Here is a 24,156-nt window from a genome sequence, read left to right on the forward strand (position 1 = left end):
GCAATCAGAACTCGACTATTTGTTGTCATAGATCTTGTGCTGCTCATCGCCGCCGGCGAGTACAAACGCGGCCAGATCATAGATCTCTGCTTCCGTCAGCCAATTCATCAGGCCGTTGGGCATGATCGTCGTTTTGGTCTTGGCCTGATCGTCGATGTCATCCTTCTTGATGATCGTCGGTTTGTCAGGACTCAGCGGATCGGTCAACAAGTGAAGTTCATCCGGCTTATCCAGGATCACCATGCCGGAGATCGCTTTGCCGTCGAGCGTCAGGATCGACTGCATGCGATACTTTTCATCGATTTGCTTCGACGGATCCAAGATCGATTCGAGCACATGTTTGGCCGTCTGGCGTTTGACATCCAGCTTCGACAAATCGGGACCAAAGTTTCCCCCTTTGCCGTTCAACTGGTGACATTGAGCACAGCCCAGCCGACCAAAGTAGATCTGGCCGGTCTCAAACGAACGTTTGCCGGACGTGACCTGATCGGTCTTCAGCTGATCGAACGTCCAGTTTTTGACAAACTTGGGGGTCCATTGGTCGCCGGCAGGATTCGCCGCGATCGCTGCGCTCCCATCTTCGAGCGGATATTTGGCCAACAAGTCGTTGGCGAACCAGAAGGTCTCGTCTCCCCGATCCACGGCGCGCAGCTTGGCGACTTGCTTCGCTTCGATCGGCTTCGCGCGGTTGGACCACGAGTTACGGACGAAGGTAAGGACCGCCGCGATTTCCTCGTCATTCAGCAACTGGCGGAAACCGGTCATCGGCGGCAAGGGAGGAGAGCTATAACGCTTCCCTTTCACTTCGATCGTACCGTGCATCCCGTCCAGGGCCATGCTGATCAAGCGATCTTCGGAACCGGTCGCCCAAATGCTGCCATCCAGCGGCGGATACAGGTTCGGCATCCCTTGGCCATGCGTTTGGTGGCAAGTGGCGCAGTGACTTTCGCGGGTATAGACTTCTTTGCCCAGGGCCAAAAGCTGCGGATCGACTTTGACCGGAATGCTGTTGCGCAGCTCGCGAAGCGTCGCGGCATACTTCTCTTGATCGGACGACAAGCTGCGTGCGAGCACTTCGCCCAACGCCAATTGACGGGCGTATCGGTCCGTTTGGCGCTCGACCGGAGTCGCCGAACTCGCGAGATCAATCAACGTCGTCAGCACCTGACCGCGGTCTTGCAGCGACAAACGATCGATGACCGGTCGCGAAGGCAAGCTGGCCAGCGCTTCCAGGCCGGCGGCGGCGATCGACTCGATCGCAATCAGCTTGGTGAAGTCATCAATCTTCTCCGCTTGATGGTCGGGCCAGGCCGAAATCGTTTCGATCGCGGCCCGACGCAAGTCGGTTTGACCGGCAGGACGAAGCATCGACGCGGGGATCGGCTGCTTTTTGATTCCGGGCCCCTTCCAGGAGATCTGCAGGCCGTCACCACCGCCGTTGTCAAAGTAGGTGACGACGATCTCGTGCAATCCAGCCGTCAGATTCAGCGCCCCGCCTTTTTCATTCATGCCGTGCAGGCCGTCATGATTGACCAGCTGCACGCCGTCGATGTAGATTCGCGAACCATCGTCCGATGCGGTGAAGAACGTGTATTCGCCGGCCGACGGAATATCGATCGCCGCGGTCTGACGCGTCGCGAACGCATCCTTCCGCCCTTTCGGAACGTACTTCTGGAAATTGTCGATCCGGCCTACCAACGTTGGCTTGACCGCATCCAGCGTTTCGTTGGCGACGTTCTGCGCCGGGTTCGGCTCGTAGTATTCAAACGCGACGGCGGGGGCGTCCGCCGAGGTTTGCGGAGAACTCGACTGCAAGTGAGCCGGCAACTCGAACATCAGCGGCTGGATGTGTGCGTACAAAGGGGACGCGGCGGCCGATTTGCTGATTCGCTTGGCGGCGATCAGGAGATCCGCGAGCTTGTCTCGCGATTGCGACGCTGCTTGCCAGGCCGCTTCGGCCCCGCCGGCTTGAATCCAACCTTGATAGGCGGACGTGCGCACCGGCGCGGTCAACGCCGTCGCGGCGAGTTGGGCCAGCGCTGCTTGCGATGCGGCCAAGTTCTCTGGCGACGACTTGGCCAACAACTTGGTCAGGTCGTTCAGACTCGCCAGCTTTTCCTGTTCGGCCTTGGTGATCCAAGAGATCAACTCGGCCGTTGGGCTGCGGCCCGCTTTTTGGGCGAGGGCCGCCAACGCTTCTTGGCGGTCGGCGCTCGGAACGCCTGCGCGGCTCAAAAACGCCGCGTAGACTTCCGGCGTGCGAGTGAGCTTCAACAGCAGATTGGTGCTCGCCTTTTGCAATGCGTAGGAGGTTGCGGCCGGCGAAAGCTTGCGCCCCGACGCGAGCGCGTCGGTGATCATCGCATCGACGTCGATCTGGCTGCGAGCATAGGCCAATACGGCGTCCAGTTCCGGATCGGTCGGTTGCGACGCGGCGACAAAAATCACTTCCGCGGCGTCCGCGCCGGCAAAGTTGACAGCCGACTTGATCGCTTCGGCGCGAACCAGTGGAGAGCCGTCATGCGCGGCTTGCAACAGCAGCGGCTCCCAGTCCTCGATCGCCCCGGCCCAATGACCGAGCGAACGAATCGCGGCGGCTCGGACGCGCGGCTCTGCGGCCGCCAGCACGGCGGCGACCAGATCGCGATTGGGGAGCCGGTGTTCTTCGTGAACCCAGATGCACTCGAGCATCGCCTGGGCGTCATCCGGTTGGCTGGCGTCCTTGGTCGCTACCCAAGCGGCGATCGCTTGGGCGACTTCGTCCGAATCGCGGCCGCTGAGTTCGATGCGAGCGCGATAACGCGTCGAGTTTTCTTGGGCGTAGAACGCGTCCAGCACTTCGGCCAGCGGTTTGTCTTTCAATCTTACCGGCGTTACGAGCGGGCGATCTTTCGCGGTGACGCGCACAATTCTTCCATGCTGATGGTCGCGATTGGGGTCACGCATATTGTGCTGCATGTGGCCGATGAGCGCGTTCGCCCAGTCGGCGACATACAACGCGCCGTCCGAGCCGATTTCGACATCCGAAGGGCGGAAGTTGGGATCGGACGAGACCAGGATCGGTTCGATCTCTTCCGCCGTAATGTCAGCGCCGTCGTACTTCACTTCGTGCTGCAAGACGCCGAGGAAGCCGATGCAATTGCAGATCAAAAAGTTGTCTTGAAACTTCTCGGGGAAATGGCTGCTCGAAATGATCCCGGTCGCAGCCACCGGACGAACCCGTTTTTTGAACCATTGTTTGTTGCCGCGGCCTTTGCCGATGTTCACGTACGAACCGGTGCCGCTGGTGCCGTCATTGGCGAACTGATAGCCCCATTTGTCGAAAACATCGCCGTGCGGATTCGGACCGATGGGGTAGTGGAACTCCATCTCAAACGTGCGGGGATTGAAGCGATGCACGCCGGTCTGCGTCGAGCGATAGGTGTGCGTCGGCGTTTCCATGGTGGCGACATTAAAGATGCCGCGCGACCAGTATATCCAACCATCGGGGCCCAATACCATCGCGTTGGCCGAGTGGTGCGAGTCGGCGCTAGAAAGCCCCTGCAACATGCGAATCTTCACGTCCGCTTTGTCGTCCCCGTCGGTATCTTTCAAAAACCACAGCTCCGGCAGCGCGGCGACGATCATTCCGCCGCCCCAGAATTCAAAACCGGTTACGCTATTCAACCCGTCAGCGAAGATGACGCAACGATCGGCCACGCCGTCGCCGTTATCGTCCGGCAGGCAAACGATGCGGTCATGCCGCGGCTCCACCGGGTTCCAGTGGGGATAGCTGGGCCAGACCGACGCGAACAGGCGGCCATTGGGATCGACCGCCATTTGGACGGGGTTGATCAACTCAGGAAACATCTCCTCCGACGCGAAGATGTTGGCTTGCAACCCTGCGGCCAGGGTCAGCTTTTCCAAACCGGCTTCGGGAGCAAGGTACGAGAAGCGGCCGTCGGCCAGATCGCCGTCGCGGTTCGGTTTGACCGTCAGCTCTTTCGGCAGATTATCATCTTTGACTTCCAACGCTTCGCCGCAGGCAGCCGCCCAGACCACCTTGTCGCGGTTGGCGGTCATGACGTCAAAGATCTCCATTTCGCGCAACATGACGTCGGCGTTGGATTGCCCAAACCAAGCGAGCTTCGAGCGGCCGCCGAACACGTTGTAACCATCCACCACGCGATAGCGACTGAACCAGAAGTAGTTCTTTTCCAGAACTGCGTCGCGCAGGTTTTGCACCAGCGTCGAATCGGCGCTGGGCGCCGGCTTGCCGAACAGCTGTGGGATGATGACTTCGGCGATCGCCTTGTCGCCGTGCTCAAGCAAGTGAATGCCGTTCATGGTCAGCGGCTTCTCGGCGGCGGCGTACATCTCCAGCGAAGGCGTAAAGAGATCGACGAACAAGACGTCTTTCACCGCACACGTTTCGCGCATCGCGTCGGTATAGAGCTTCAGGTTGACGTTGTTCTGCGATCCGTCGGGGAGATGACGGCTGTAAAGATTTTCGTGGGCGAGCGGCGAAAAGAGGACGATCTGCGGAGCGCTGGTCCCGTTGTATTTTTGACGGCGCATGCCGTCGATCGTGTCGACCAGATCCTGTTGAAAGGAGGCCAGCTTCGTAGGACCCTGCAGCGCCTCGTTGTAGCCGAAGAAGCCGAAGACGACGTCGGTCTCGTTCTTGGTCAACCATTGGTCCGGGCTGCCGAAGTTATCTTCGCGCGGTCGCAGTTTTAGCTCGTCGCCGGGGACGGCCAAGTTGCGGAACGTGAGATTCAGGTCGGGATGGAGCGCGTGGATATACGTCTCTAGCCAACCGTGATGCTGCATCCGATCGGCGGTCGTGTTGCCGATGATCGAGATGTGATCTCCCTGCTTCAGATCAAGCGTCTGGGCGTTCGTCACTACCGCGGGAAGAAGGAACAGACATGCCGAGAGAGAAAGCAGAGCGCTTCGCATAGAATCAGTTCTCAAGGAGGCAGGATCGAAGGCAGGTCGCAGCACTGACTGCGCGGCGCACGAGGATTGCCCCCGATCTTAACCTTCCCGACGGACAGTTTCCAGACGCGGATAAGGTTTCTAGGGGCGTTGTGATCGATTACAGCGGCGAATTCGGCCGTACATCGCAACTTCCGATGGCTTGTGCTTCTCGCCGCGATCATTCGTGCATCCCACAGAAAAAGCCGCCAACCCAATGCGGGCTGGCGGCTTGCAGAAATTTCAACCGACGGTAGTCGCAACAAGGTTTTGACTACTTGTCTTGCCCGATCGCTTCCAGCGCTTGGGCAGCCGAGTCACGCACGGCTTGGTCTTGATCCTTCAACAGCGACTGCAGCGCGGGCGTCGCCGATTTGGCGGCCGGACCGAGTTGACCTAACAGCTCGGCGGCGCCTTTACGCGACACGGGATGCTCGGCTTTGCAGGCGGCCGTCAGTTCCGGCAGTACTTTCGCAGCGGTCTCGTCCGACTTGCCGCTGATCTTCATCTCTGACCAGGCGCACAGGACGCGAAGCGAAATGTCATCGCTGCTCGACATCACTTTCAGCAACGCAGGCTCCGCTTCGGCGGCGGCTGGCCCCATTTTGCCAAGGGAAAGAGCCGCATCATGCGGCGTGGCGCCTTCGCCCTCTTGCAAGGCCTGGATCAATCGCTGCACGCTGCCTTTGGCGGCGGCGGGACCGATTCCACCCAGCGCCAAAATCGCGACGTTCGCGGTCCGCGGATTCTCGTTGTCAATCAGCGCGACCAAGTCCGGAACCGCCGGCGCGGCGCCTTCGCCCATGTCGCCGAGGATCGCGGCAACCGGCTGCTGCAGTTGCTCGTTTTTCAGGGCCGCGGTTAAATGCGGGATGGCCGGAGGGCCAAGGCTAGCGAGCACTTCGATCGCTTCACCCAGGATCGAAGCGTCGGCGCCTGGCAACGATTTGTGCAATTCAGCAATGACCAACTCGGGCTGGGCCTGCAATGCGATCAACGCTTTCGCGGCGGTCGAGCGAACCCAGGGATCTTCGTTAGCCAGCGCAACGGCAAGTCGCGTCACGACCTGCTTCTGCATCTCTTGGTTGTCAGGATTGGCTCGCGCCAACGCCCATTCGCTAACCAGGCTCAAGACCTGATCTTTGCCGCCGACGTTGGCCAGGATCTTCGCCTGATCGTCCGCCGGAATTTTGGCGATTCGCCCCAACGCGAACGTCGCTGCGAGCTGCAGATAATCTTCGTCTAAGCATTTGGCGATTGCGGGAATCGACGGCTCCGCCGCTTCCGGCATGCCGGCCAGCGCGAGAATCGCTTCGCGACGCGTTTCGATCGGTGCGTCGGCCAACAACGCGGTCAGCGCCGGAGCGGCGTCAGCGGCTTCCGGCCCCATGTCACGCAAAATCAGACAGGCCCAGAAGGCCGCTTTCTCATTCTTCAACGCTTCCGTCAAACCGGGCACCGCCTGTTTGCCGGCGATGGTGATCGTTTGCATCGCTCGCAGGCGAACGGCGTCATCCGAACCACCCAAAAGTTTAACGAACAGGCCGATCACTTTTTGGCGATCGGGGTGCGTCGCCGGTATCGCGCTGATCGCCTGGCGACGGACCAACGGATCGGGATCGCCGACCAGTTTCACCAAGCTGTCGACGGCAGGCGCTGCGGCGGAACCAATTTGTCCGAGCGCGTGAGCGGCGTGCGCTCGAACTGCGGCCGAAGGTGATTTCAATTTCTCGATCAGCGGCTCAACCGCGGCGGCGCCGCCGTCGCGTAGCGCGCCCAGTTGATCGATCGCTTTCATCAGCACCAGCTCGTCGGTAGACGAGAGGGCGGCGATCGATTGTTCGGTGGTCGGAGCGTCGGCCAAAGCCGAACCAGAAAAAGCAAGCGCTGCAGCAAAAGCCGTCGACGCCAGAAATCGCGGAATATTGAAGTTCATGATTTGTCTATCTCAGGTGTGGGCGTCAAGGAATTACTGCAAGTCGACCTGGCAAGTCGCGTAAAGCAAGCTCTTCAAGAAAGTGCTCGCTTGCACGTACTGCTGCGGCGGGACTTTTTTGATGCCGCTCTTCAGCTTGGCGTTCATTTCGTCCGCCGTTTGGATGAACGTGTTCACATCCTGATAGCCTAGTCCGCCGTGGGTCGCTTTCTTCTCGAGCAGAGTGCTCAGCGCGTCTCGCTCTGATTCGAAGGAAGGATACTGCAACAAGGTCGGCCATTGGACTTCGCCGCTCACCGCATTCATTTGATCGGTCGAAAGCGGTTTGGGAGCACTGGACCGAGCGAGGTAAACCAACTGCTCTTCGGTCGGTCGCGGGTTCTTCTTGGCGACATAGGCGTCGCGCGTTTCACGCATCTGGAAGTAGGTGTCCGCGTATTGCTGATGGTTCGCAATCTCGTTGCTTTGCGCTTGGGTCGCATAGACGGCGGCCTGCGAGGTTTGCAAATTGTACGAACCGCGAGCGCTGGTCAAATTGGCCATGCCATTGAGTGCGCCTTGTTCGGCCGTTGCGGTATTGGTATAGCTGCCGTAATACGGCGGGCCGCCAGGATACCCGGGTTGTGCCGACGCGGTTCCGGCGAGCAACAGGAAGGGAATGGAAAACAAAATCAGTTTCATCGTGTGAACTCTCAGAGATTGAGAAAGTTAAGTGTGCTAGTAACGCGAAACGGCGTTCTCCACCGAGATCGCCGAAACGCTATCCAATTGCAGCGAAAAGTCGCTACTCGCTCAAGGGGTCCGAATTGGAGTTGGAATCCGCGTCGGCGCCAGAGTCATCTGGGTTTTTCAGCCGCACGAGCAACCATTGTTCGGTCTTCTCGGTTCCAAAATGGATCAGTGCGGGAGCTTCGTCTTTGGTCAAGTTGTAAAGCCCCGTTTCCACCACGTTGGTCGTATTGTCGCCCACCGTAAAAGCGACGCGTTGCGTCTTCTTATCGGCCGAGCCTTGAATCACCTGCGTCTTGTCGGTCTTCGTATCGGTGTAATTTCCCCGAATGATTCCCTGCTTGTTGATCGCCAGCTGGATCGTCACGTCCGAGGTCGTTTCGCCGGTCTTGGTCAAAGCGAAGACGCCGAGCGGCAGCCAGTCGCCTTCTTTCGACGCCGACGCATCGGCCCCGTCGGTCGCCAGCGTACTCGCCTGATCGTAGTACTGCTGCGGAGTTCCGGCGTTTTGGCCGTTCACATAGACGCCGTCGTCTTGATAGACGACCGTGTTGCCATAGTCATAGTAAACGGGCGCGACCGGATAGTAACCCATCCAACTGTCAAGCGAGTTCCAGGTCGCGGCTCGCCAGCAATAGCCGGCCGTCCAACCGGCGGCGAACCAAGCGCCAGGATGATTCGTGTACCAACCGTGACCATAGACGCCCCAGTGATTGAAATTGCCGCGCACCGCGACGGCGCAGTTGTATCGTCCAGAAGGAGAAACCCGGGCGAATCCCGCAGCAGCGCCCCCATGGGGGCCAACCACCGCTCCGCGAGCGGCCGCGCCTCCGTTGGGACCGCGGATCGCTCCGCCTGCGGCGACACCGCCGTTGGGGCCGCGACCAATGGCTTGTCCGCCAGCGGCTCCGCCGGCGCCTTCAAATCCGCGACCAGCCACGGCGCCGCCGTTGGGGCCAACCGCCGCTCCGCGTCCGACGGTGTTATCCCGCGGTCCAGTGACGGTTGTTCCGGCCGCAGCGCCGCCGCGAGGTCCGTCAACCGAGCCGTGGTTCACATCGAAATTGTTGCCGTCCCAGCTGTTGTGGTTGACGTTCGTGCCCAGGTTGTGCAGGCCTTCATCCGAAGGGAGCCCCAAAAAGTTGTTCAGTTGTCCCCGGCTGGGAGCTTTGCCGTTTAGACCAGCACCGCCGAGCCCGCCAAAATTGCCAGCGCCACGATCCAAACCACCGGCCCCGCCGGCACCTAATCCACCGAAGTTGCCGGCCCCGCGATCAAGTCCGCCGCCGCCGAGTCCGCCAAAGTTTCCGGCGCCGCCGCCGAGACCACCAACCCCGCGATCGAGTCCGCCGCCGCCGCCGAGTCCGCCAAAGTTTCCAGCACCACCGCCGAGACCACCGGCCCCGCGATTGATTCCGCCTGCGCCGCCGAGTCCGCCGAAGTTACCACCTCCGCCGAGGCCGCCGGCGCCGCGGTTGAACCCGCCGCCCCCGCTGAATCCGCCGCCCCCCATGCCGCCGCGAGCGCCTCCACTGAAACCTCCGCCTCCGCCGCCAAATCCGCCTCGGCCGCCTCCGCCGCCAAAGCCGCCGCGAGCCCAGCACTGCGAGTAGGAAATTGCTAGGATCAAACCGAACGTTACGGTCCAAGTAAGTCGTTGACGAATCATGGCATCCATCCGATAGGCGAGCGTGGAAGAAGAATTAGGGATTGGACGACTGGCGTTTGATCACGACTTCGTCCGTATCAGGCAGCGCCGCGCCGCCGATCGAGCGTTGCTTTGACTGCCAGGTGTAGGCGTTGTCATCCAGTTTGGTCACCGTATTAACCGACATCGTGGGAATCCCGCTGCCGGTCACTCCATGCATCTCGGCCACAAAGCCATTTTCTTGCGGCGACCAGATCCCGATGGCATGTCCGCCGTCGGCGCTGAAGTTCCACGATTGAACGTGCCCTTGCAACGGATTCCAACCAATCAACTGAACGCCGGTCGTTTTCATTCCGCCTGGGGCGGTGGTCGTGTACATTCGTTCGACAAAGGTCTTGTTGGCGACCCAGCGGCATTCTGATTCAATGCGGACGCCATATTCTTCGGCGGTCCATTTTCCGATCAGCCACTCCAGATCGGCGACGTTCTGATTCGCCGAAGGCGTGTCAACCCAGCGATCGCGGACCGAGGCCATCAACCATTTACCATCCACTTTCACATGGACTGCGGTATAGGTGCTGTAGCCTGCCGCGCCGGCTAGTTTGGGACCGACCAATGCGCGTCCTTCCTCCAGCGCCGCGTCGTCGCTCAGCAGACGAAGCGAATCGATCGTGATTTGAATCTTGGCGTCGGGGTGTTTGGCGAAGAGGTCGGCATAGCCGGCGCCGATTTCTTTACGGCCAGTGAAGCTGCGTCCCGAGTCGTCGACAAACTGGCCGTCCGCGGTCCAAAGCGCCGCGAGCGCCGCCGAATCGGCTTGATTAAAGGCCGTTTCAAACGCCTTCGACTGCTCACGAATGGCCGCTAGTTCTTCGCTTTGATCGCTCGCAACGACCTGTTTTGCGGCGTCTTCAGCTCCAAATACGGAGATCGGCGAAAGCAGGCAGACGAGCAATGCGGCTCGAGCCGTCGCGTGCAAAATAGTCACCAGAATGCAATCCAATGAAAAGAGGGCGACGCGGCCGTGCGATGGGGTAGCCGGTTTCCTACCGGTAATTATGACGACGAGTTTAGTAAAGCATAGTTTGGCATCGCCGACAATTTTGCATATTACCAGCAAATTTGCCGGAAATTTGTTGAAACGCAATTTCTCCGAAGCAACTTGATTCGACTACAAATTGTCGTTATCGGCCTCTGAGAAATCGGTGTCAGTCCGAAATTCGTCATAATCTTCATCGAAACTACGCCATCAAGCCGCTGGCGTCTCCTCCGATACCGATGGTGCTCTCTTTCGACTAGTTAGAGTACGTTCGCTCAGCCTGGGATGGATCTCCGGTCTATCTCCCTAACCAAGAGTTTGGCGGAAACCAAGCCGCTGCGTCTCGAATTGGATGTCCCGAATCGGTACGATTCTGGTAAACACTGTCACTGAACATCCAAGTGATGCGGCAGACCTTATTATTTCTGAGAAAACAGATCGTCAAAATGCCGAATTCGCCTGCAGCGCCTCTGCCAGAAGATAACGCGTCGCACAGCGCGCCGTCGCTCTCACCATTTCATCTGGCGATTCAAGTTCATGATTTGGCCGCTGCCCGAAAATTCTATGGCGAACGGTTAGGGTGTCCGGAAGGTCGCAGCGCCGAGACGTGGGTCGATTTTGATTTCTTCGGTCATCAATTCGTCTGTCACTTGAACAAGCAGAAAACGAACGAGTCGCTTGCCTACAACGAAGTCGACGGCCACGGCGTGCCGGTTCCTCACTTCGGGGTCGTGCTCGACCTTGCCGCTTGGTCCGAACTAGCGGAGCGTCTCACAGCGCTCGAGATCAACTTCGTGATCGCTCCCTACATCCGCTTTGCCGGCGAGCCGGGTGAACAAGGGACCATGTTCTTTTTTGATCCTTCCGGCAACGCGATCGAGATCAAAGGGTTCCGTGACTTGCGATCGCTGTTCGCCAAGTAGTTGCGAGCGAGGAGCACATGGAAAGAGAGTCGTCGCGGCGCGATCAAACCGTTACCAGGGAACGATCCGCACTATCAATCAGCCGCGATTGCCGAACCCAAGTGGTCGTGCGGAACGCATGTAAGAATTCGTGAGAAATCGCCAGACAGCCCGATTCGCAGATCTCATGATAGCGCGGATGCGGCAAGATCTGCGAATCGATGGTTTGGCGACCGGCGAACGTCTTTTGTCGACACGAGAAGAAATAAGCGATCTGTGGACGAGGAGTATCATCTTCCCACGCCAGTGTCCAAGCGGGCAACAGATCGTAGGCCGATTCGCGTGAAAGCAACGCGGGTATGTCGTCCGCGCCGATCTGAAACATCATCCCGTTAAACCAATCGGCGCGATCTCCGGTTGCCTGCGCATTAAGAACGCCGAATCGTTGTTCCCCTTCGACCTCGCCATAAACGCGGCGGCCCGTGGGGCTCATGACGTATTCATAAACGCGGCGTGCGCCGAATACGACCACCGGTTGCGCCGACGCCAGGCATTCCGCGTTTAACGATCGTCGCGCGGAGGCGAGATTCATCAAGCTGCCATAGCCGATCAACGACAATCGATCGGATGGGGAAGCGAACAACTCGTCAACGCGCCACGGATATCGGTACTCGACCGCGTCCCACGCCGTACACAACGAAGATAAGTTGGACAATGCCTTGCCGGCCAAAGCAGGAAGCTGGGCGTGGCTTGAAAATCGCAAGACGACGTGACCTCGGCTCGGAGAACGCGGAAGAGTAGGAATGAAAAGGGCGATTAGGGACGCGAACCGGCCCAGCGAATACCTTCCATCATGATGGAATTAGGACCGCCCGACTTTTCCGGATGCGGACTAAAACAGATCACCCGACCCTCATCATACATCGTACGAATGATCGCGTGCGTTCCCACCATGGCGCCCACCGGAGCTCCCTTTTTGGCGATTTCGGTTCGATAGGTCGCCAACACTTCGTAGCCCGGCAGTTGAGGGTCGTTATGAGGAACGAGCAACGGCCCTTGGCCATAGTAGACGTCGAGATGCTCTTTGTCGCTCTTCAGAAGATCGCAGCCGGTTGACGTGAGTCCCAGCGATACGGCGCCGGTGCCGCGAGCCCAATGCGAGCGATCCCAGACTTTGGCGTTGACGATCCCTAGCGACCAAGAATATTGAGCAGAGGCGAGATAAGATCCAGCGCAGATGCCGACATATCCGCCTCCGTCACGGACGTAGTTTTTGACCATTTCGCAACCGGCGTCTTCCAGCTTTTTGGCTTGCAAGCTGGCCGAGCCGCCTGGCATGACCAGCACGTCAAAATTGTTCAGCACGCCGCTACGAATCTCGTTCGGCGAGACGACGACGCTCTCGAAACCGTTCTCGGCCACCAAAAATCGTTGCAGATTGGTCGGTCCGCTGCCTTCGCCGTTTTCGGCCGAATGGCTATAGATCGCAACCCGAATCAGGTCGCGCTCCGTCGCGGCTTTCGGCGTTTCCGCGATCGCAATCGCGGGAAGCAAAAGCGCGATGATCGCCGCCGTGAGCGGCAGAATGCGCGATGCGAGTTTGCAGGAAACGCGGGTCATCTTTCGGTCCATTTCGGTTTGGATTGAGCGAGGATTCAAGAATCGAACAACGACTATTTCTTAGCGAGACGCGGATGTTGATGTCGGCTCGAACGCTGGCGTCGCCGGTTGCGGCGTCGCCAACGCGGCGGCCTTGGTTTCGCGGAACTCTTGCTCCATCGCTTTCATCGCTCGCTTGGCCGCTTGCGAATGAAATTTTGCGATCGTCGTCGCGATGACTTTTCGTTTTGACCAAGACGCTTTGGCGTTTTGCGTATCGACCAACAGCGCGTCTTCCACTCTCCAAAGGTCGCTCCAGATGCCAGGCAAGCTCTGCGTATAAACGCCCTCTTTGTCAGGCGTCAGATTCCAGTCTCGAAGTGAAATCGCGATCTCGCCCAACTCACCTCCCCGCTCATCCGTTAGTTCGTCAGCGACACCGCCGGCGACCCAGCAAGGGACGGCGATTGAAAACTTGGGATCTCCCAAGATCGTCCACATCGTGGTTAAAGCAGGATCTTCGCCTGGCGCAACTCCTTGAAACACGGCCGCCGAAACCGTGGTGGTGCGACTGATCGTGTTGGTCGTGTTGATGATCTCGGGCAACGTTCCCTCCGGCGCGTTGACGCTGCCAGGATGCGGAAGATTCTTATCCGCCATGTCGCGGGTACAACGTCGTACGACATGTTCCAACGAGATCTTCTGCTGTTCGCCGATCGACATCAGCGAACAGGCCCGCATGTAGCGCTCGGCCGAGTAGATCTCGTCCAGATCTTCCGACTTGGGATTGGCGTTTAGTTTGCGCGCCGTGGTCGAAAAGTTGGAGCGGACGATGTAGCCCTGCGGCGCGACTTGCGGATCGTTGGCGTCAAACATGACATACGATTTGGGGCCGGTCTCAAACAACGCAGCGCCCCCCGCAGCGTCAATCACCCCAAAATTGGCGACCGTGCTACGTCCTGATATGTTGGTTTTGTCGAGCAGTTTGACAACGTCGGCGACGGTCGCACAGGTCTGAAGAGCCTTCTTCATCAAACCGCCGTTGCCGGGACCACTGGCGGACCCTTCGATTTTCAGGTCCCGACTTACGGAATTCTCAATGCAAAGTCCGGCTTCGTTGACTCCCATCCAGATCGCGGCGCGGTTGCCGGCGTTGACCACGCCGATCGCTTGGTATTTTCCGTCGTCGAACAAAGCGACTTCGTTATGAATGGAAGAGGTTGTGTCTCGGTTTTTCCAAAGAATCGGCCGACCGTCGACGGTCGCTTTGCCGCTGATGACGGCCGTGGTACAAGCATCGCTTTCGGCAGCGCCGAGGAAGGAAATCAGCCCGACCAACAAGCCAACGAGCAGCGTTCGGCGATCAGGGATGTTAAGTCGATTCATGAATCGTCCCAGGGGTTCGTTTGGGGTAAGCATTCAGCGGCTTAAGAGGGATAGGCGACAAATCGATTGCTCTTATTCTGGGCAGGGTCGCCTGATTTTTATGAAGTATCGCGATCTTCAAACTCCCCCACAATGATTTTATGCGCAGAAAAATGTTCGTTTTTTCCCCTGCCGATTTTTTCCAAGTCAGTCCTACGGCGATTGGATCACTGTGCGCATCCTTGATGAAATGCTCCTTTCTGTTATTTTCGGCCCCCGAATTGCAGGAACAAGTTTTCCAACCATATTCGGGGGCGGCGTTGTGATCGGTTGGATCGCTGTTCTGCAAAAGGATTAAGAGTTCGCCGACTGCTTACCTAACTTAGTAGATTGAAACATCATCGAATGATTCGACGACTGTCCGTGTATCCAGATCGTTTGCGTATCGCTTTGTTGGTCTTGAACGAAAGCCAATGGAGCCGCTCGATTCTTGAGGGGGTATCGCGCTTCGCCGCCGAGCATGGCGGTTGGGACTTTTGGCTTCACCCCCGGGCGATGAAAACGCAGGCGCTGATGCCTGCCGACTGGAAAGGGGAAGGGATTATCGCGCGGATTGCGGACGAACATGTCCGAGCGTCCCTGGAACGTCATGACATGCCGACCATCAATGTTTCTTGGCACAGCGAACAATCGCGTCGGTTTCCCAAAGTGATCGCCGATCCCCAGGGAAGCGGCGAGTTGGCTGGCAATTTCTTTGTCCAACGCGGGTTCCAACATTTTGGGTATATCGGCCCCCCGCTGTGTTACAACTACCGCGACCCGGTTCAACCGGCTGCGGAGCGCGTGATTGAAGAGGCCGGGTATTCGCTGCGGAGCTTTTCGCCGGACCCCGCTTCTCCCTCGTCCGACTATGACTATCAACGGTCGCGATTGGTCCAATGGGTCCGTTCGCTTCCCAAACCGATCGGCGTCATCGCCTTTTCGACCGTCGTGGCTCGAGAAATCATGCTCACTTGCTCAGCGGAAGGCATTAATGTTCCGAACGATGTCGCCGTGCTGGCGGTCGAACACGATCCGCTGATTTCGCAGCTTTCGCCGATGCCGATCTCTTACATCCAGCAACGGCCCGAGTTAGTCGGCTACGAAGCTGCTCGAGAACTGCGACGTCTGATCTCGGGAGGAACTCCGCGTGACGAGCCGATCGCGATCGCACCGGAAGGGATTATTGAAAAGCCGTCGACCGATACGATTTTTGCGGCCGATTCGATGGTTCAAAACGCCGTCGCTTACATCAAACAAAACGCCGACTCCGCGATCAACGTTTCGGACCTGACCCGATTTCTCGATGTTTCTCGGCGGTCGCTCGAAGACCGATTTCGCAAAGCGTTGAACCGGACGCCGGCCGAGGAGATTCGATTTGCGCGGCTCTTGGTATTGAAAGATTTTTTGCGGCAAACGAACCTTTCCCTCGCCGAAATTAGCGCCAAATCAGGCTTCAGTTGTGAGAACTCAACGCTCCGTTTCTTTAAGCGCATGACCGGGATGACGCCGGGCGAATATCGTCGCAACTATGATCCCATCGCGGCGTCTTCGAGACAGTCGCTCTGATTCTGCGCCATCTTGTTCGCGCGATTGAATGGGGGACGTGCTTGATTACTAGGCATTCTCAAACGGGGCGAATTCCGAAAACCTGGAACAAAATTCGACGCCGTCGCCGACGCCAAACCGCTCCGATGGCAAGGATGCACAAAAAAGATGCGCATCGCAGCGATGAAATGAAAAATTGGTCGTTCATTGCAAAATCGGTTAATCATTTTGCGTGAACGACCATAGGAACCGCCCAGCAGCCGGCGTAGGTTAGTTTCCGTCCAGACCATCGTAAAGCAGTGCTGGTGCTGGTCGCAGTTATTTAATTTTCATTGATCCCAACTCCATTGCTGAACCAAAAGGGGAACTGATGCCTTCGCCAAACCGATCGGCTGCTGCTCAAGTTCGACGCGGCTTTACTTTGGTCGAACTGCTGGTGGTGATCGCCATTATCGGCGTTTTGATCGCGCTGCTCTTGCCGGCGGTCCAACAAGCACGCGAAGCCGCTCGGCGTTTGCAGTGCACCAACAATCTGAAGCAGATGGGGCTGGCGTTGCACAACTATCACGATATCCATGGGTCGTTCCCCGCAGGATATTATCGCCACAACAACGACAACAGCGTCTCGGCATTTGACGGGCCAGGTTGGGGATGGGGAGCGATGATTTTGCCCCAAATCGAAGAGAACAATCGTTTTGAGGCGCTCCAGGTCAATTCACGACCCGCTTCTGACGACGCCGATATTGTCGCCAACTCGCAACCGCCCATCAGCGCCTATCGCTGTCCCAGCGCTCCAGGCGGCGACTTGAACGAGTCGCTTCCCAACTCCTCCAGCGCTCCGGCGCACGGCCTATCCACCTACAAAGGGGTCTTTGGCGATCGCAATACGCAAGCGCGCTACACCGATGCGCTGCCGAATTGCTCCTACTATGCAGGCAGTTGCGTGGACGGGGGCAACGGCGTGTTCTCTGCAAATAGCAAAGTCAAGTTCCGCGATATTACCGACGGAACTTCTAACACCGTGATGATCGGCGAGGTCCCCTACGGCCCCAATGGAACGACCGGTTCGTCAGGGCTAGTGGACTATCGCGGCGCTGTTTGGATTGGGATCACCGCTAACGGCAACTCGACTGCCGGCGTACGCAGCAACGTCGCCACCATCCAGACCCTTCGCGGGGTAACCGCCAGCGGAGCGGTCAGCACCTTGAACGCGATTAACGGAACGAGCAGCTATGCTTTTGGATCGCATCACAACGGCGGGGCTCAATTCGTCTTGGCGGATGCGAGCGCTCGATTTATTCCAGAGACGCTCGACTCGAAGATCATGAATCGAATCTCGGCCCGCAATGATGGGGAAGTAATCAGCGAGTTCTAAACGAGACCAGCAGAGAGACCTAGGCACGCAAACGCTGCTTTCGACTTTCCATGGCGCTTAAGCCGAAAGCCAGACTGGAAGACGCCTGCGTTGGAGCAACGCCACCCACTGCCCCCTTCTCGCTCGCAGAAAGACTACGCGATGAAATACTGCCTGTTAATTGCGACCGCTTGGTTCGCCTGCTGCGGTTGTAATCCCTATTCGAACAGAGTTAATACGATTTCGGTGTCGGGGGTTGTGCAACTCGAAGGCAAGCCGGTCGAGAATGCGGAGGTCGCATTTATCTCCGAGGAATTTCCGATGGCGTTTGGCCTCACGGATGTGGATGGCAAATATGAATTATCGACGCGACGCTATGGAAAAGGGGCATCGCCGGGCGCCTACACCGTAAAAATCCACATGACCATGGATACCGCCGAGGGCGGCACCCACAAAAAGCTGGTGATTCCCCAGGTCTACAGCGACAAGGGAGTCGCCGCTGTCACGGTGAACGCTGCGGAAGGAACCAAGTTTGACTTTCATCTCGTCAGCAAGCCGCCGAAAAAGTTTCCTGTGTTGGATGACCCAGAAAGCGAGCAATAGCGGCATCCGGATGACGCCGAAAAAATGAAGCGCAGGAGGATGGCGGCTAGCGTCTCTGTCTCAGCTTCGCCTGTCATCCATGCGTAATGCGCGACCTCTTCACGGCGATCCCAGCACGAGATCCACGACGCTCCGCTCCGCAGGAATCAATTACCTGCCGCTGGGAACCGAATCGATTTACCGCCGTATTCAGAGCGCCAGCGCGATCCTTCCTCTGACCGCCTTTCGCGAGGGGGAGTCGATCAAGACGAAGTGAATCAGGCCTTCGCCGAAATTACGCCTAGCCGACCGCTTGTTTCTGTTTTACCGTCCCCGCATCCGATCGGTTGCGCCAGAGGTGATCGGGATAGTCCCATCCCCATTCGCCGATCAAGCCTGTCGCATTGCCGTCGCGCATCATCCACGCGCCGCGAGCCGATGAGTAGGCAATCCGACGTGACTCTATTGGTGAAATTGGTTCCAAACTGCGTTCCGTCGGGGGATCATTTTCTCCCGCTTTTTCGCTGTTGGGGAAACCGATTAATCGCTCTTTTCGCTACAACCGCAATTTGCAGAGCAGCTTCCGGATACAATCGGCGAGGCAATTTCCAGCGGACGCCTATGCGGGCCGTTTTCCCTGATTTTTACGGCTTATCATGACGAGTAGACCTTAGAGTATTCCGCCTTTCTTGGAGTTAAATGCGTGACCTCAACGCCGCAACGGCCTGTGAATCTGCTCGTCATGTGTCTTCTTTCGCTGGCGATCGGTACGATCGGCGGACTGGGCGCCTGGCTGTTTCGCCTGTTGATCGGCGTGCTGCACAATCTGTTCTTTCTGGGGGAGTGGAGTCTTTCGTACGACGCCAACGCTCACACCGCCGCCAACCCTTGGGGCGCCGGCATCATTCTCGTGCCGGTGATCGGCGCATTGATGGTCGCGTGGTTGGTGAAAACCTTTGCTCCGGAAGCCAAAGGACACGGCGTGCCCGAGGTGATCGACGCGATTCACTACAAGCGGGGGATCATCCGTCCGATTGTCGCCGTCATCAAGTCGCTCGCGTCGGCGATCTGCATCGGCAGCGGCGGATCGGTGGGCCGAGAAGGTCCGATCATTCAAATCGGCAGCGCCTTTGGCGCGACGCTCGGCGAAATCATCAACGTCCCGGCGCGGCAACAAGTGACGCTGGTCGCCGCCGGCGCGGCGGCCGGAATCGCCGCAACCTTCAACGCGCCATTGGGCGGAGTCGTCTTTGCGATCGAACTATTGTTGATTTCGATCAACGTGCGGACGCTCTTGCCGGTAGCGCTGGCGACGATCACGGCCACCTATATTGGACGAGCCCTGCTGGGGGTTTACCCGGCCTTTAATATCGAGCCGCTGCAGGTCAACCAATTTGAACTGAATTCCCCTGGGATGCTGCTGCTGTTGATCCCGTTTGGCGTTGTGATGGGCTTGGCTTCGGTCGCGTTCATCAAAGGGATCTACTGGACCGAAGATCAATTTGAAAAAATGCCCGGCGGCGATCTGGTTCGACATGCGTCAGGAATGCTGGTCGCAGGCATTTTGTTCTATATCATGTGGCGCTCGACCGGTCGCTACTATCTAGAAGGAATCGGGTATGCGTCGATCATGGACGTCTTGACCCGCGAACTGACTAATCCGGCGTTTCTGCTGCTGCTGTGCGTACTAAAGCTGTTCGTCACCTTTTTAACGCTCGGCTCGGGCGGATCAGGCGGCGTGTTTTCGCCGGCGCTCTTCATGGGGGCGACGCTGGGATCGGCGTTCGCTCATTTTGCCAACCAAATGCTGCCAGGCGTCGAAATCGATCCCGTCACCTTCGCGCTGGCCGGCATGGCCGCTGGCGTAGGAGCTTCGACCGGGGCCATGATCACGGCCGCCGTCATGCTGCAAGAGATGACCGACGATAACAACGTCATGATGCCGATCATCGTCACGACGATTGTCGCGTGCACCGTCCGCAAACTGCTTTGCCCGGCCAGCATCTACACGCTGAAATTGTTGCGTCGCGGGCGCATCGTGCCAGAAGGTTTGCAGGCGGCGCTTGATGACGCGCGGCATGTTGAAGACGTCATGGAGAAAAATTATCAAATCGTCGCTGAGCATGCCGCGATTGGTCCCTATGCCGGCGTAACGATCCAGGCGCACGAAGGCCAAGTGGTCCGCGTGTTCCATCCTTTCGGAACCGGTGAGATCCAATCGTCAGCTTCGCCCGACAAAGGCGAAACGTTCGTTCGCCTAGGCCCCAAGACCCCCTTGGTCGAAGCGATGCGCGAGATGCAACAGGCCGAAGCGAGTTGCGCAGTGGTCTTCTCCCATGCCGACTCGGATCGGGTCGACGACATCGCCGGCGTGATCACCTGGCGCGAGTTGGGAGTTTATCTCACGCGTTGGTCCGAACTCCTCTGATTGGGCGCAAGCTGCGCCCAATCAGAAATTCGTAAATGATCGCCGCTCAACTACGGGCTTTCGGCAATCTTCAGACTTTCCAAATAGGCGACGATGTCGGCGAAGTCTTGCAACTGCATCCCTTCTTGAATGCCGTTGGGCATCGAAGACAACGGGCTCCGTTTGAAGTCGTCGATATCCGCATCGGCGATCCGAACCGTTTTGCCTTCGGCGGTCACTAGTTCGACCGCTTCGGGACTTTCCAGTTTCAACACGCCGGTGAGCACGTTTCCGTCGACCGTCATGACCACGCCGGTATCGTAACCGTTGGCGATCCGCAGCGAAGGCTCCAAGATAGAACGAATCAGTTCTTCACGCGGATACTTGGTTCCGATGCCGACCAGATCGGGCCCGACTTTGCCGCCGATACCGCTAACCGAGTGACATTTAATGCAAGCGGCGCCTTGCGTGTTCTCGAAGAACTTCTTGCCCCGCGCGGCTTCGCCAGAATGAGAACCGGCGAAGCTACGGAACGCCGCGATGTCGAGCTTCTCCGGCACATCTTGATAAAGAAATGCGAGCTGCGGATCGCGCTGACTGGTCGCCAACGAAAAATCCCAAGGTCCGCCGTCATTGCCGCAGCGCAACCAAACATGATTGACGCCGGCGTTCAAGTCGACGCTGAACGAGTCGCGATCTTTTGACCAACCGCTATTGCGGTCGAACTCATAAACCTGCATGCCGTTGACCCAAACGGTCAATTGATCGTCACTGCCAACTTGCAACGTCGCCGAACCTGCCGAATCGCGAACCACCGGCGTATAGGCGTAGCACCAAACGCTCTGCCGCGATCCCTGAAGAAAATTGGCCGGTGAAACGCGGCCATCTTTGTCGTCGGTCTTAATCGACTCCCATTGCAGGCTGCGACTGCCGACGTGGATCAATTGTTCCGCATTCGGCGCATCCCGAAAATCAAAGGCCGGCGGCTTGTTGTTATCGCCAACTTTCGGAAAGGGACCAATCAACTGCCACTGTTGCACGGGAACCGGCGTTTCGAAGACGCTTTGCAGCGGACCACGAGCACGATTGGATAACTCGCCGCTTTGATTCAAAGCGACAATATCGTCACGCACCAATTCACGCAGCGCCAATAGCGCGTTCATGGTCGCTTTGCGCAGCTCTTGATTAGCGCTGGTGACCGCACGCAGGTATTGCGGCAAAGCACGCCGATCCGGCACGGCAGCCAGCGCCATCTGAGCGTCAAATTGAGTCGCGACGTCATCGGCGGCCGCCAACATCGCTGGGATCGCTTCGCTTGAGTTAAGCAATGCGAGAGTCGCCAAAGCCGCTTTGCGAGCATCAACGTTCTCATCTTGCAGCGACTGGACCAAAGCAGAGACCGCTTCTTCTCCTTGGATTGCGCCCAACGCTTGAATCGCCGCCACGCGAATCGCGGGATTGCCGTCTGACAAGAGCTTCCGGACCGGCTCGATCGACTTGTCGCTTTTAAGCGTGCTCAAAGTCTCGAGGGCGACGATCTTCAGCGCGGCCGTACTGTTAGCGGCCGCGGTAATCGCCAACAGCTGATCGATCGCTGAGTCTGAACCAAGCACCGCCAGGCCTTTGATCGCTTCTCGTCGCGTCGCATCCGCCAATTGATCGTTAGCGGCGATCGACGCGAACAACGTCGCCGATTCACGATCTTTCAGCTGGCCCAGCGCGGCGATCGCCGCGGTCGACTCTTCCGCTGACTTGCCCGCCGCCGCGATTTTACGCAGCAGCGCCTTGCAACGATCGTCCTGCACATCTTGCAGCGCCTGGATCGCCGCTAATCGCACTTCGCTGGGCGCGGCGGAGTTGAGCACGTCACGCAAGGTCGCCGCAACCGGTTCAGTCCCAGACCAGGCGATCGTTTTGCTGCGGGCCGGTTTTCCTCGGGCCGGTTGCGTTCCCCACCAACCTTTTTCGTAGGGAGGAGCCTGCATGTAAACTTCTTTGAGTGCGGCGACCGCTTGCGCCTGTTCGGCGGGCTTCGATCCCTGCAAAGCGTACTGTTGCAACGCGTTGATCGCCGCCAGGTCATAGACGCCGGTCAACGTCACCAGGGCGGCAGCGGCAGTCTTCTCGTCCTGCAAATACGCCGCGGCGTCTTGCCAATTGTTCACTTGACGTAGGGCCTGCATCACGCAGTGACGCACGGTCGGATCTGCATCGGCCAGCGCCGGCCACAGCACTTGGGCCAAATCGCGGTCCCCTTGCGACGGCAGTACATAGTGCTTGTCGTCTTCGCGGGCTCGCACGACGCCGGGCTCACCGCTATCGACGCTGCGCCACTTTTGCTCGGCCAGCATGTCGCCGATGCGCCCCAGCGCGACGGCGCTGTGCAACCGAACCGTCGCGTCGTTGTCCGCTTGAAGTCGCTGAGCAAGCGAATCGATCGCGTGCTGGCTGCGATGCAATCCCAGCGCTTTGGCGGCTTGGGCGCGAACGTCGGCGTTGGCGTCGTTCAATGCCGAGATCCAAACACCGGTTGAATCGACTTTTTCACCCGCCGGAATCGCATCACTCTCGCGATGGACCGAGCCAGCCCAAATCGCATGAATCTTGGCCAGGGGAGCAGCGCCGGAGTCGCTCAGCAGTTGATTCGCCTTTTTCACCCCGTCGGTTGACTTGGCGATCGCGAACTCGGCCCGCATTCGCTCGGCGTGCGAAGGATGCGCCAGCGATGCGATCCATTGGTCAACGGTCGCCGCTTGAAACGGCGCTCGCGGCGGTTCATTTGCGACTGCCGGTTGATCACCGGTGTAGGTGACGCGGAACAGGCGGCCTTTCACCTGCTTGTTGACCCAGCCGTTGTAGTTCCAGTCGGCGACATACATGTGCTTGCCGTTGGGACTAAAGCAAATATCCTGCGGGCGAAAGGGTTCGCCGCTGTCGTCCGCGACCAGAAAATCCTCCATCTGCGACTTGAAGGTAGCGCCATCTTGGGTCAGACGGAAGAGCTGCACTTTTTGTTTACCCCATTCGCACATGAAAGGGACGTCGACCAGATCAGCCGGCCAGGCCGCTTCTCGATAGGCGTCGGCGCCCACCGGCGAACCGCCTCCATGCTCCGAAATGCGCGGCAAGTGACGTTCGGGATGGGGGTGATAGTCGTACGGATAGCCAAAGTAGCCGGACGGCACATGATGCGTGAAGCGGGTCCACCAGCCGACTCCGTCGTCGGTATTGTCATAGGTGAACATATTGTCGAGCGAGTCCATCGCGACATCCAAATGGTTGCGCGTTCCCGACGAGACGATCTCCAGCTCGGTCCCATCGAGTTTCATTCGGGCGATGCCGCCCCCTTCAAGCGTAATGGTCGAGCCGTCGGCGCCGACCGCTTTCGGGATTCCTTTATCGCCGACGCTGATATAGACGCGACCATCCATCCCCAAGTGCGTGCCGGTCACGATGTGATCATTGAAGCCGTAGACGCCAGCCGGCGGACCAAAGCCATCGGCCAGTTCTTTGCGTTCGTCGGCGATCCCATCACCGTCAGTATCTCGAAAGACCGAATAATGCGGCGCGTGCAACACATAGAGCGCTCCGTCGTGCCAGACCATGCCAAACACGGCGGCCAAACCTTCGCAAAAGACCGTCTTACGCGTCGGCCGGCCAGCGGCGTCCATCTCGAACCGCACGATCCGATCGAACTCTTTGGTCGTCGGCCCCCGCATGTCCATCGGGTCGAGACCAACGAACAGATTTCCCTGGTCATCGCAGGTGACGACCGACGGATGTTCAATTTCTGGGACTTCGGCCAGCAGTTTTATTTCGAAGTTGGGAAGGAGGCATTTCTGAGCATTCACAGGCGATGCGAGGACCATTCCGATCAGCGCAAAGGCGCTCAGTAGGTAGGTAAGTTTTTTCATTTCTGGCGGTACTTGGAAGGAATGTGAGGCGAAAAAAATCACAACTCGGGGCTCAAGCCGGTCTTACAGTAACTACCGGAAATCGCGAACACAAGTGCCGCAAACCCTGTAATTGCGGGCCTTTAGATCGTCCAG

The 24,156-nt window shown here is 58.3% G+C and carries 14 protein-coding genes; 5 read left to right on the top strand and 9 right to left on the bottom strand.

All coding sequences use genetic code 11. The features are described 5' to 3' along the window. Positions 1–15: 15 nt before the first annotated feature. The 5 genes from DSM3645_RS28410 to DSM3645_RS15500 form a co-directional block, all read right to left on the bottom strand. The gene (locus DSM3645_RS28410) at positions 16–4,941 is read right to left on the bottom strand and encodes a PVC-type heme-binding CxxCH protein (RefSeq protein ID WP_050769394.1); all 4,926 of its coding nucleotides are present in this window, start codon (positions 4,939–4,941) and stop codon (positions 16–18) included. Between the two features lie 292 nt (positions 4,942–5,233). Continuing rightward, positions 5,234–6,895, bottom strand: a complete 1,662-nt coding sequence (locus DSM3645_RS15480) for a HEAT repeat domain-containing protein (RefSeq protein ID WP_002653167.1) — start codon at positions 6,893–6,895, stop codon at positions 5,234–5,236. 33 nt (positions 6,896–6,928) lie between these two features. Continuing rightward, complete coding sequence (locus DSM3645_RS15485; protein ID WP_002653168.1) at positions 6,929–7,576, bottom strand: hypothetical protein; 648 nt, start codon at positions 7,574–7,576, stop codon at positions 6,929–6,931. Between the two features lie 103 nt (positions 7,577–7,679). Beyond that, positions 7,680–9,293: a protocadherin gene (locus tag DSM3645_RS31370; RefSeq protein WP_131282616.1), complete on the bottom strand. Its 1,614-nt coding sequence runs from the start codon at positions 9,291–9,293 to the stop codon at positions 7,680–7,682. A 34-nt stretch (positions 9,294–9,327) separates the two neighbouring features. Further along, the gene (locus DSM3645_RS15500) at positions 9,328–10,260 is read right to left on the bottom strand and encodes a YybH family protein (protein ID WP_116344511.1); all 933 of its coding nucleotides are present in this window, start codon (positions 10,258–10,260) and stop codon (positions 9,328–9,330) included. A 497-nt stretch (positions 10,261–10,757) separates the two neighbouring features. Between DSM3645_RS15500 and DSM3645_RS15505 the strand changes: the two genes are divergently transcribed. Next, complete coding sequence (locus DSM3645_RS15505) at positions 10,758–11,234, top strand: VOC family protein (protein ID WP_050769446.1); 477 nt, start codon at positions 10,758–10,760, stop codon at positions 11,232–11,234. Positions 11,235–11,277: 43 nt separating this feature from the next. On the opposite strand, the gene DSM3645_RS15510 is transcribed toward DSM3645_RS15505, so the two are convergent. Genes DSM3645_RS15510 through DSM3645_RS15520 form a run of 3 tightly spaced genes read right to left on the bottom strand, consistent with a single transcriptional unit; the run spans position 11,278 to position 14,198 of the window. Beyond that, positions 11,278–11,976, bottom strand: coding sequence for a hypothetical protein (locus DSM3645_RS15510; RefSeq protein WP_237564826.1), 699 nt, complete (start codon positions 11,974–11,976; stop codon positions 11,278–11,280). Positions 11,977–12,029: 53 nt separating this feature from the next. Then, complete coding sequence (locus tag DSM3645_RS15515; RefSeq protein WP_116344413.1) at positions 12,030–12,833, bottom strand: BPL-N domain-containing protein; 804 nt, start codon at positions 12,831–12,833, stop codon at positions 12,030–12,032. A 60-nt stretch (positions 12,834–12,893) separates the two neighbouring features. Beyond that, complete coding sequence (locus DSM3645_RS15520) at positions 12,894–14,198, bottom strand: carcinine hydrolase/isopenicillin-N N-acyltransferase family protein (protein WP_002653174.1); 1,305 nt, start codon at positions 14,196–14,198, stop codon at positions 12,894–12,896. A gap of 384 nt (positions 14,199–14,582) precedes the next feature. On the opposite strand from DSM3645_RS15520, the gene DSM3645_RS15525 reads away from it, so the two are divergent. From DSM3645_RS15525 to DSM3645_RS15540, 4 genes are all read left to right on the top strand, one after another. After that, complete coding sequence (locus DSM3645_RS15525; protein ID WP_002653175.1) at positions 14,583–15,785, top strand: AraC family transcriptional regulator; 1,203 nt, start codon at positions 14,583–14,585, stop codon at positions 15,783–15,785. Positions 15,786–16,134: 349 nt separating this feature from the next. Then, on the top strand, positions 16,135–17,139 hold the full coding sequence (locus DSM3645_RS15530) for a DUF1559 domain-containing protein (RefSeq protein ID WP_002653177.1): 1,005 nt from the start codon (positions 16,135–16,137) through the stop codon (positions 17,137–17,139). Positions 17,140–17,280: 141 nt separating this feature from the next. Next, positions 17,281–17,721 carry a hypothetical protein gene (locus DSM3645_RS15535; RefSeq protein ID WP_002653178.1) on the top strand — a complete coding sequence of 147 codons (441 nt, stop codon included), beginning with the start codon at positions 17,281–17,283 and terminating at the stop codon, positions 17,719–17,721. Between the two features lie 682 nt (positions 17,722–18,403). After that, positions 18,404–20,128 (top strand): chloride channel protein, encoded by a 1,725-nt coding sequence (locus DSM3645_RS15540; protein ID WP_131282620.1) that lies wholly within the window; start codon positions 18,404–18,406, stop codon positions 20,126–20,128. Between the two features lie 50 nt (positions 20,129–20,178). Here the strand turns inward: DSM3645_RS15540 and DSM3645_RS28420 are convergent, their stop codons facing one another. After that, on the bottom strand, positions 20,179–24,021 hold the full coding sequence (locus DSM3645_RS28420) for a PVC-type heme-binding CxxCH protein (RefSeq protein WP_002653182.1): 3,843 nt from the start codon (positions 24,019–24,021) through the stop codon (positions 20,179–20,181). Positions 24,022–24,156 lie beyond the last annotated feature (135 nt).

This window comes from Blastopirellula marina DSM 3645, assembly GCF_000153105.1.
In the GTDB taxonomy this organism is placed as follows: Bacteria; Planctomycetota; Planctomycetia; order Pirellulales; family Pirellulaceae; genus Blastopirellula; species Blastopirellula marina.

Bases quoted from the DNA above. Each gene is read 5' to 3' on its own strand.
- DSM3645_RS28410 (WP_050769394.1), bottom strand. From the start codon at position 4,941: ATGCGAAGCGCTCTGCTTTCTCTCTCGGCATGTCTGTTCCTTCTTCCC.
- DSM3645_RS15480 (WP_002653167.1), bottom strand. From the start codon at position 6,895: ATGAACTTCAATATTCCGCGATTTCTGGCGTCGACGGCTTTTGCTGCA.
- DSM3645_RS15485 (WP_002653168.1), bottom strand. From the start codon at position 7,576: ATGAAACTGATTTTGTTTTCCATTCCCTTCCTGTTGCTCGCCGGAACC.
- DSM3645_RS31370 (WP_131282616.1), bottom strand. From the start codon at position 9,293: ATGATTCGTCAACGACTTACTTGGACCGTAACGTTCGGTTTGATCCTA.
- DSM3645_RS15505 (WP_050769446.1), top strand. From the start codon at position 10,758: ATGCCGAATTCGCCTGCAGCGCCTCTGCCAGAAGATAACGCGTCGCAC.
- DSM3645_RS15515 (WP_116344413.1), bottom strand. From the start codon at position 12,833: ATGACCCGCGTTTCCTGCAAACTCGCATCGCGCATTCTGCCGCTCACG.
- DSM3645_RS15520 (WP_002653174.1), bottom strand. From the start codon at position 14,198: ATGAATCGACTTAACATCCCTGATCGCCGAACGCTGCTCGTTGGCTTG.
- DSM3645_RS15525 (WP_002653175.1), top strand. From the start codon at position 14,583: ATGATTCGACGACTGTCCGTGTATCCAGATCGTTTGCGTATCGCTTTG.
- DSM3645_RS15530 (WP_002653177.1), top strand. From the start codon at position 16,135: ATGCCTTCGCCAAACCGATCGGCTGCTGCTCAAGTTCGACGCGGCTTT.
- DSM3645_RS15535 (WP_002653178.1), top strand. From the start codon at position 17,281: ATGAAATACTGCCTGTTAATTGCGACCGCTTGGTTCGCCTGCTGCGGT.
- DSM3645_RS28420 (WP_002653182.1), bottom strand. From the start codon at position 24,021: ATGAAAAAACTTACCTACCTACTGAGCGCCTTTGCGCTGATCGGAATG.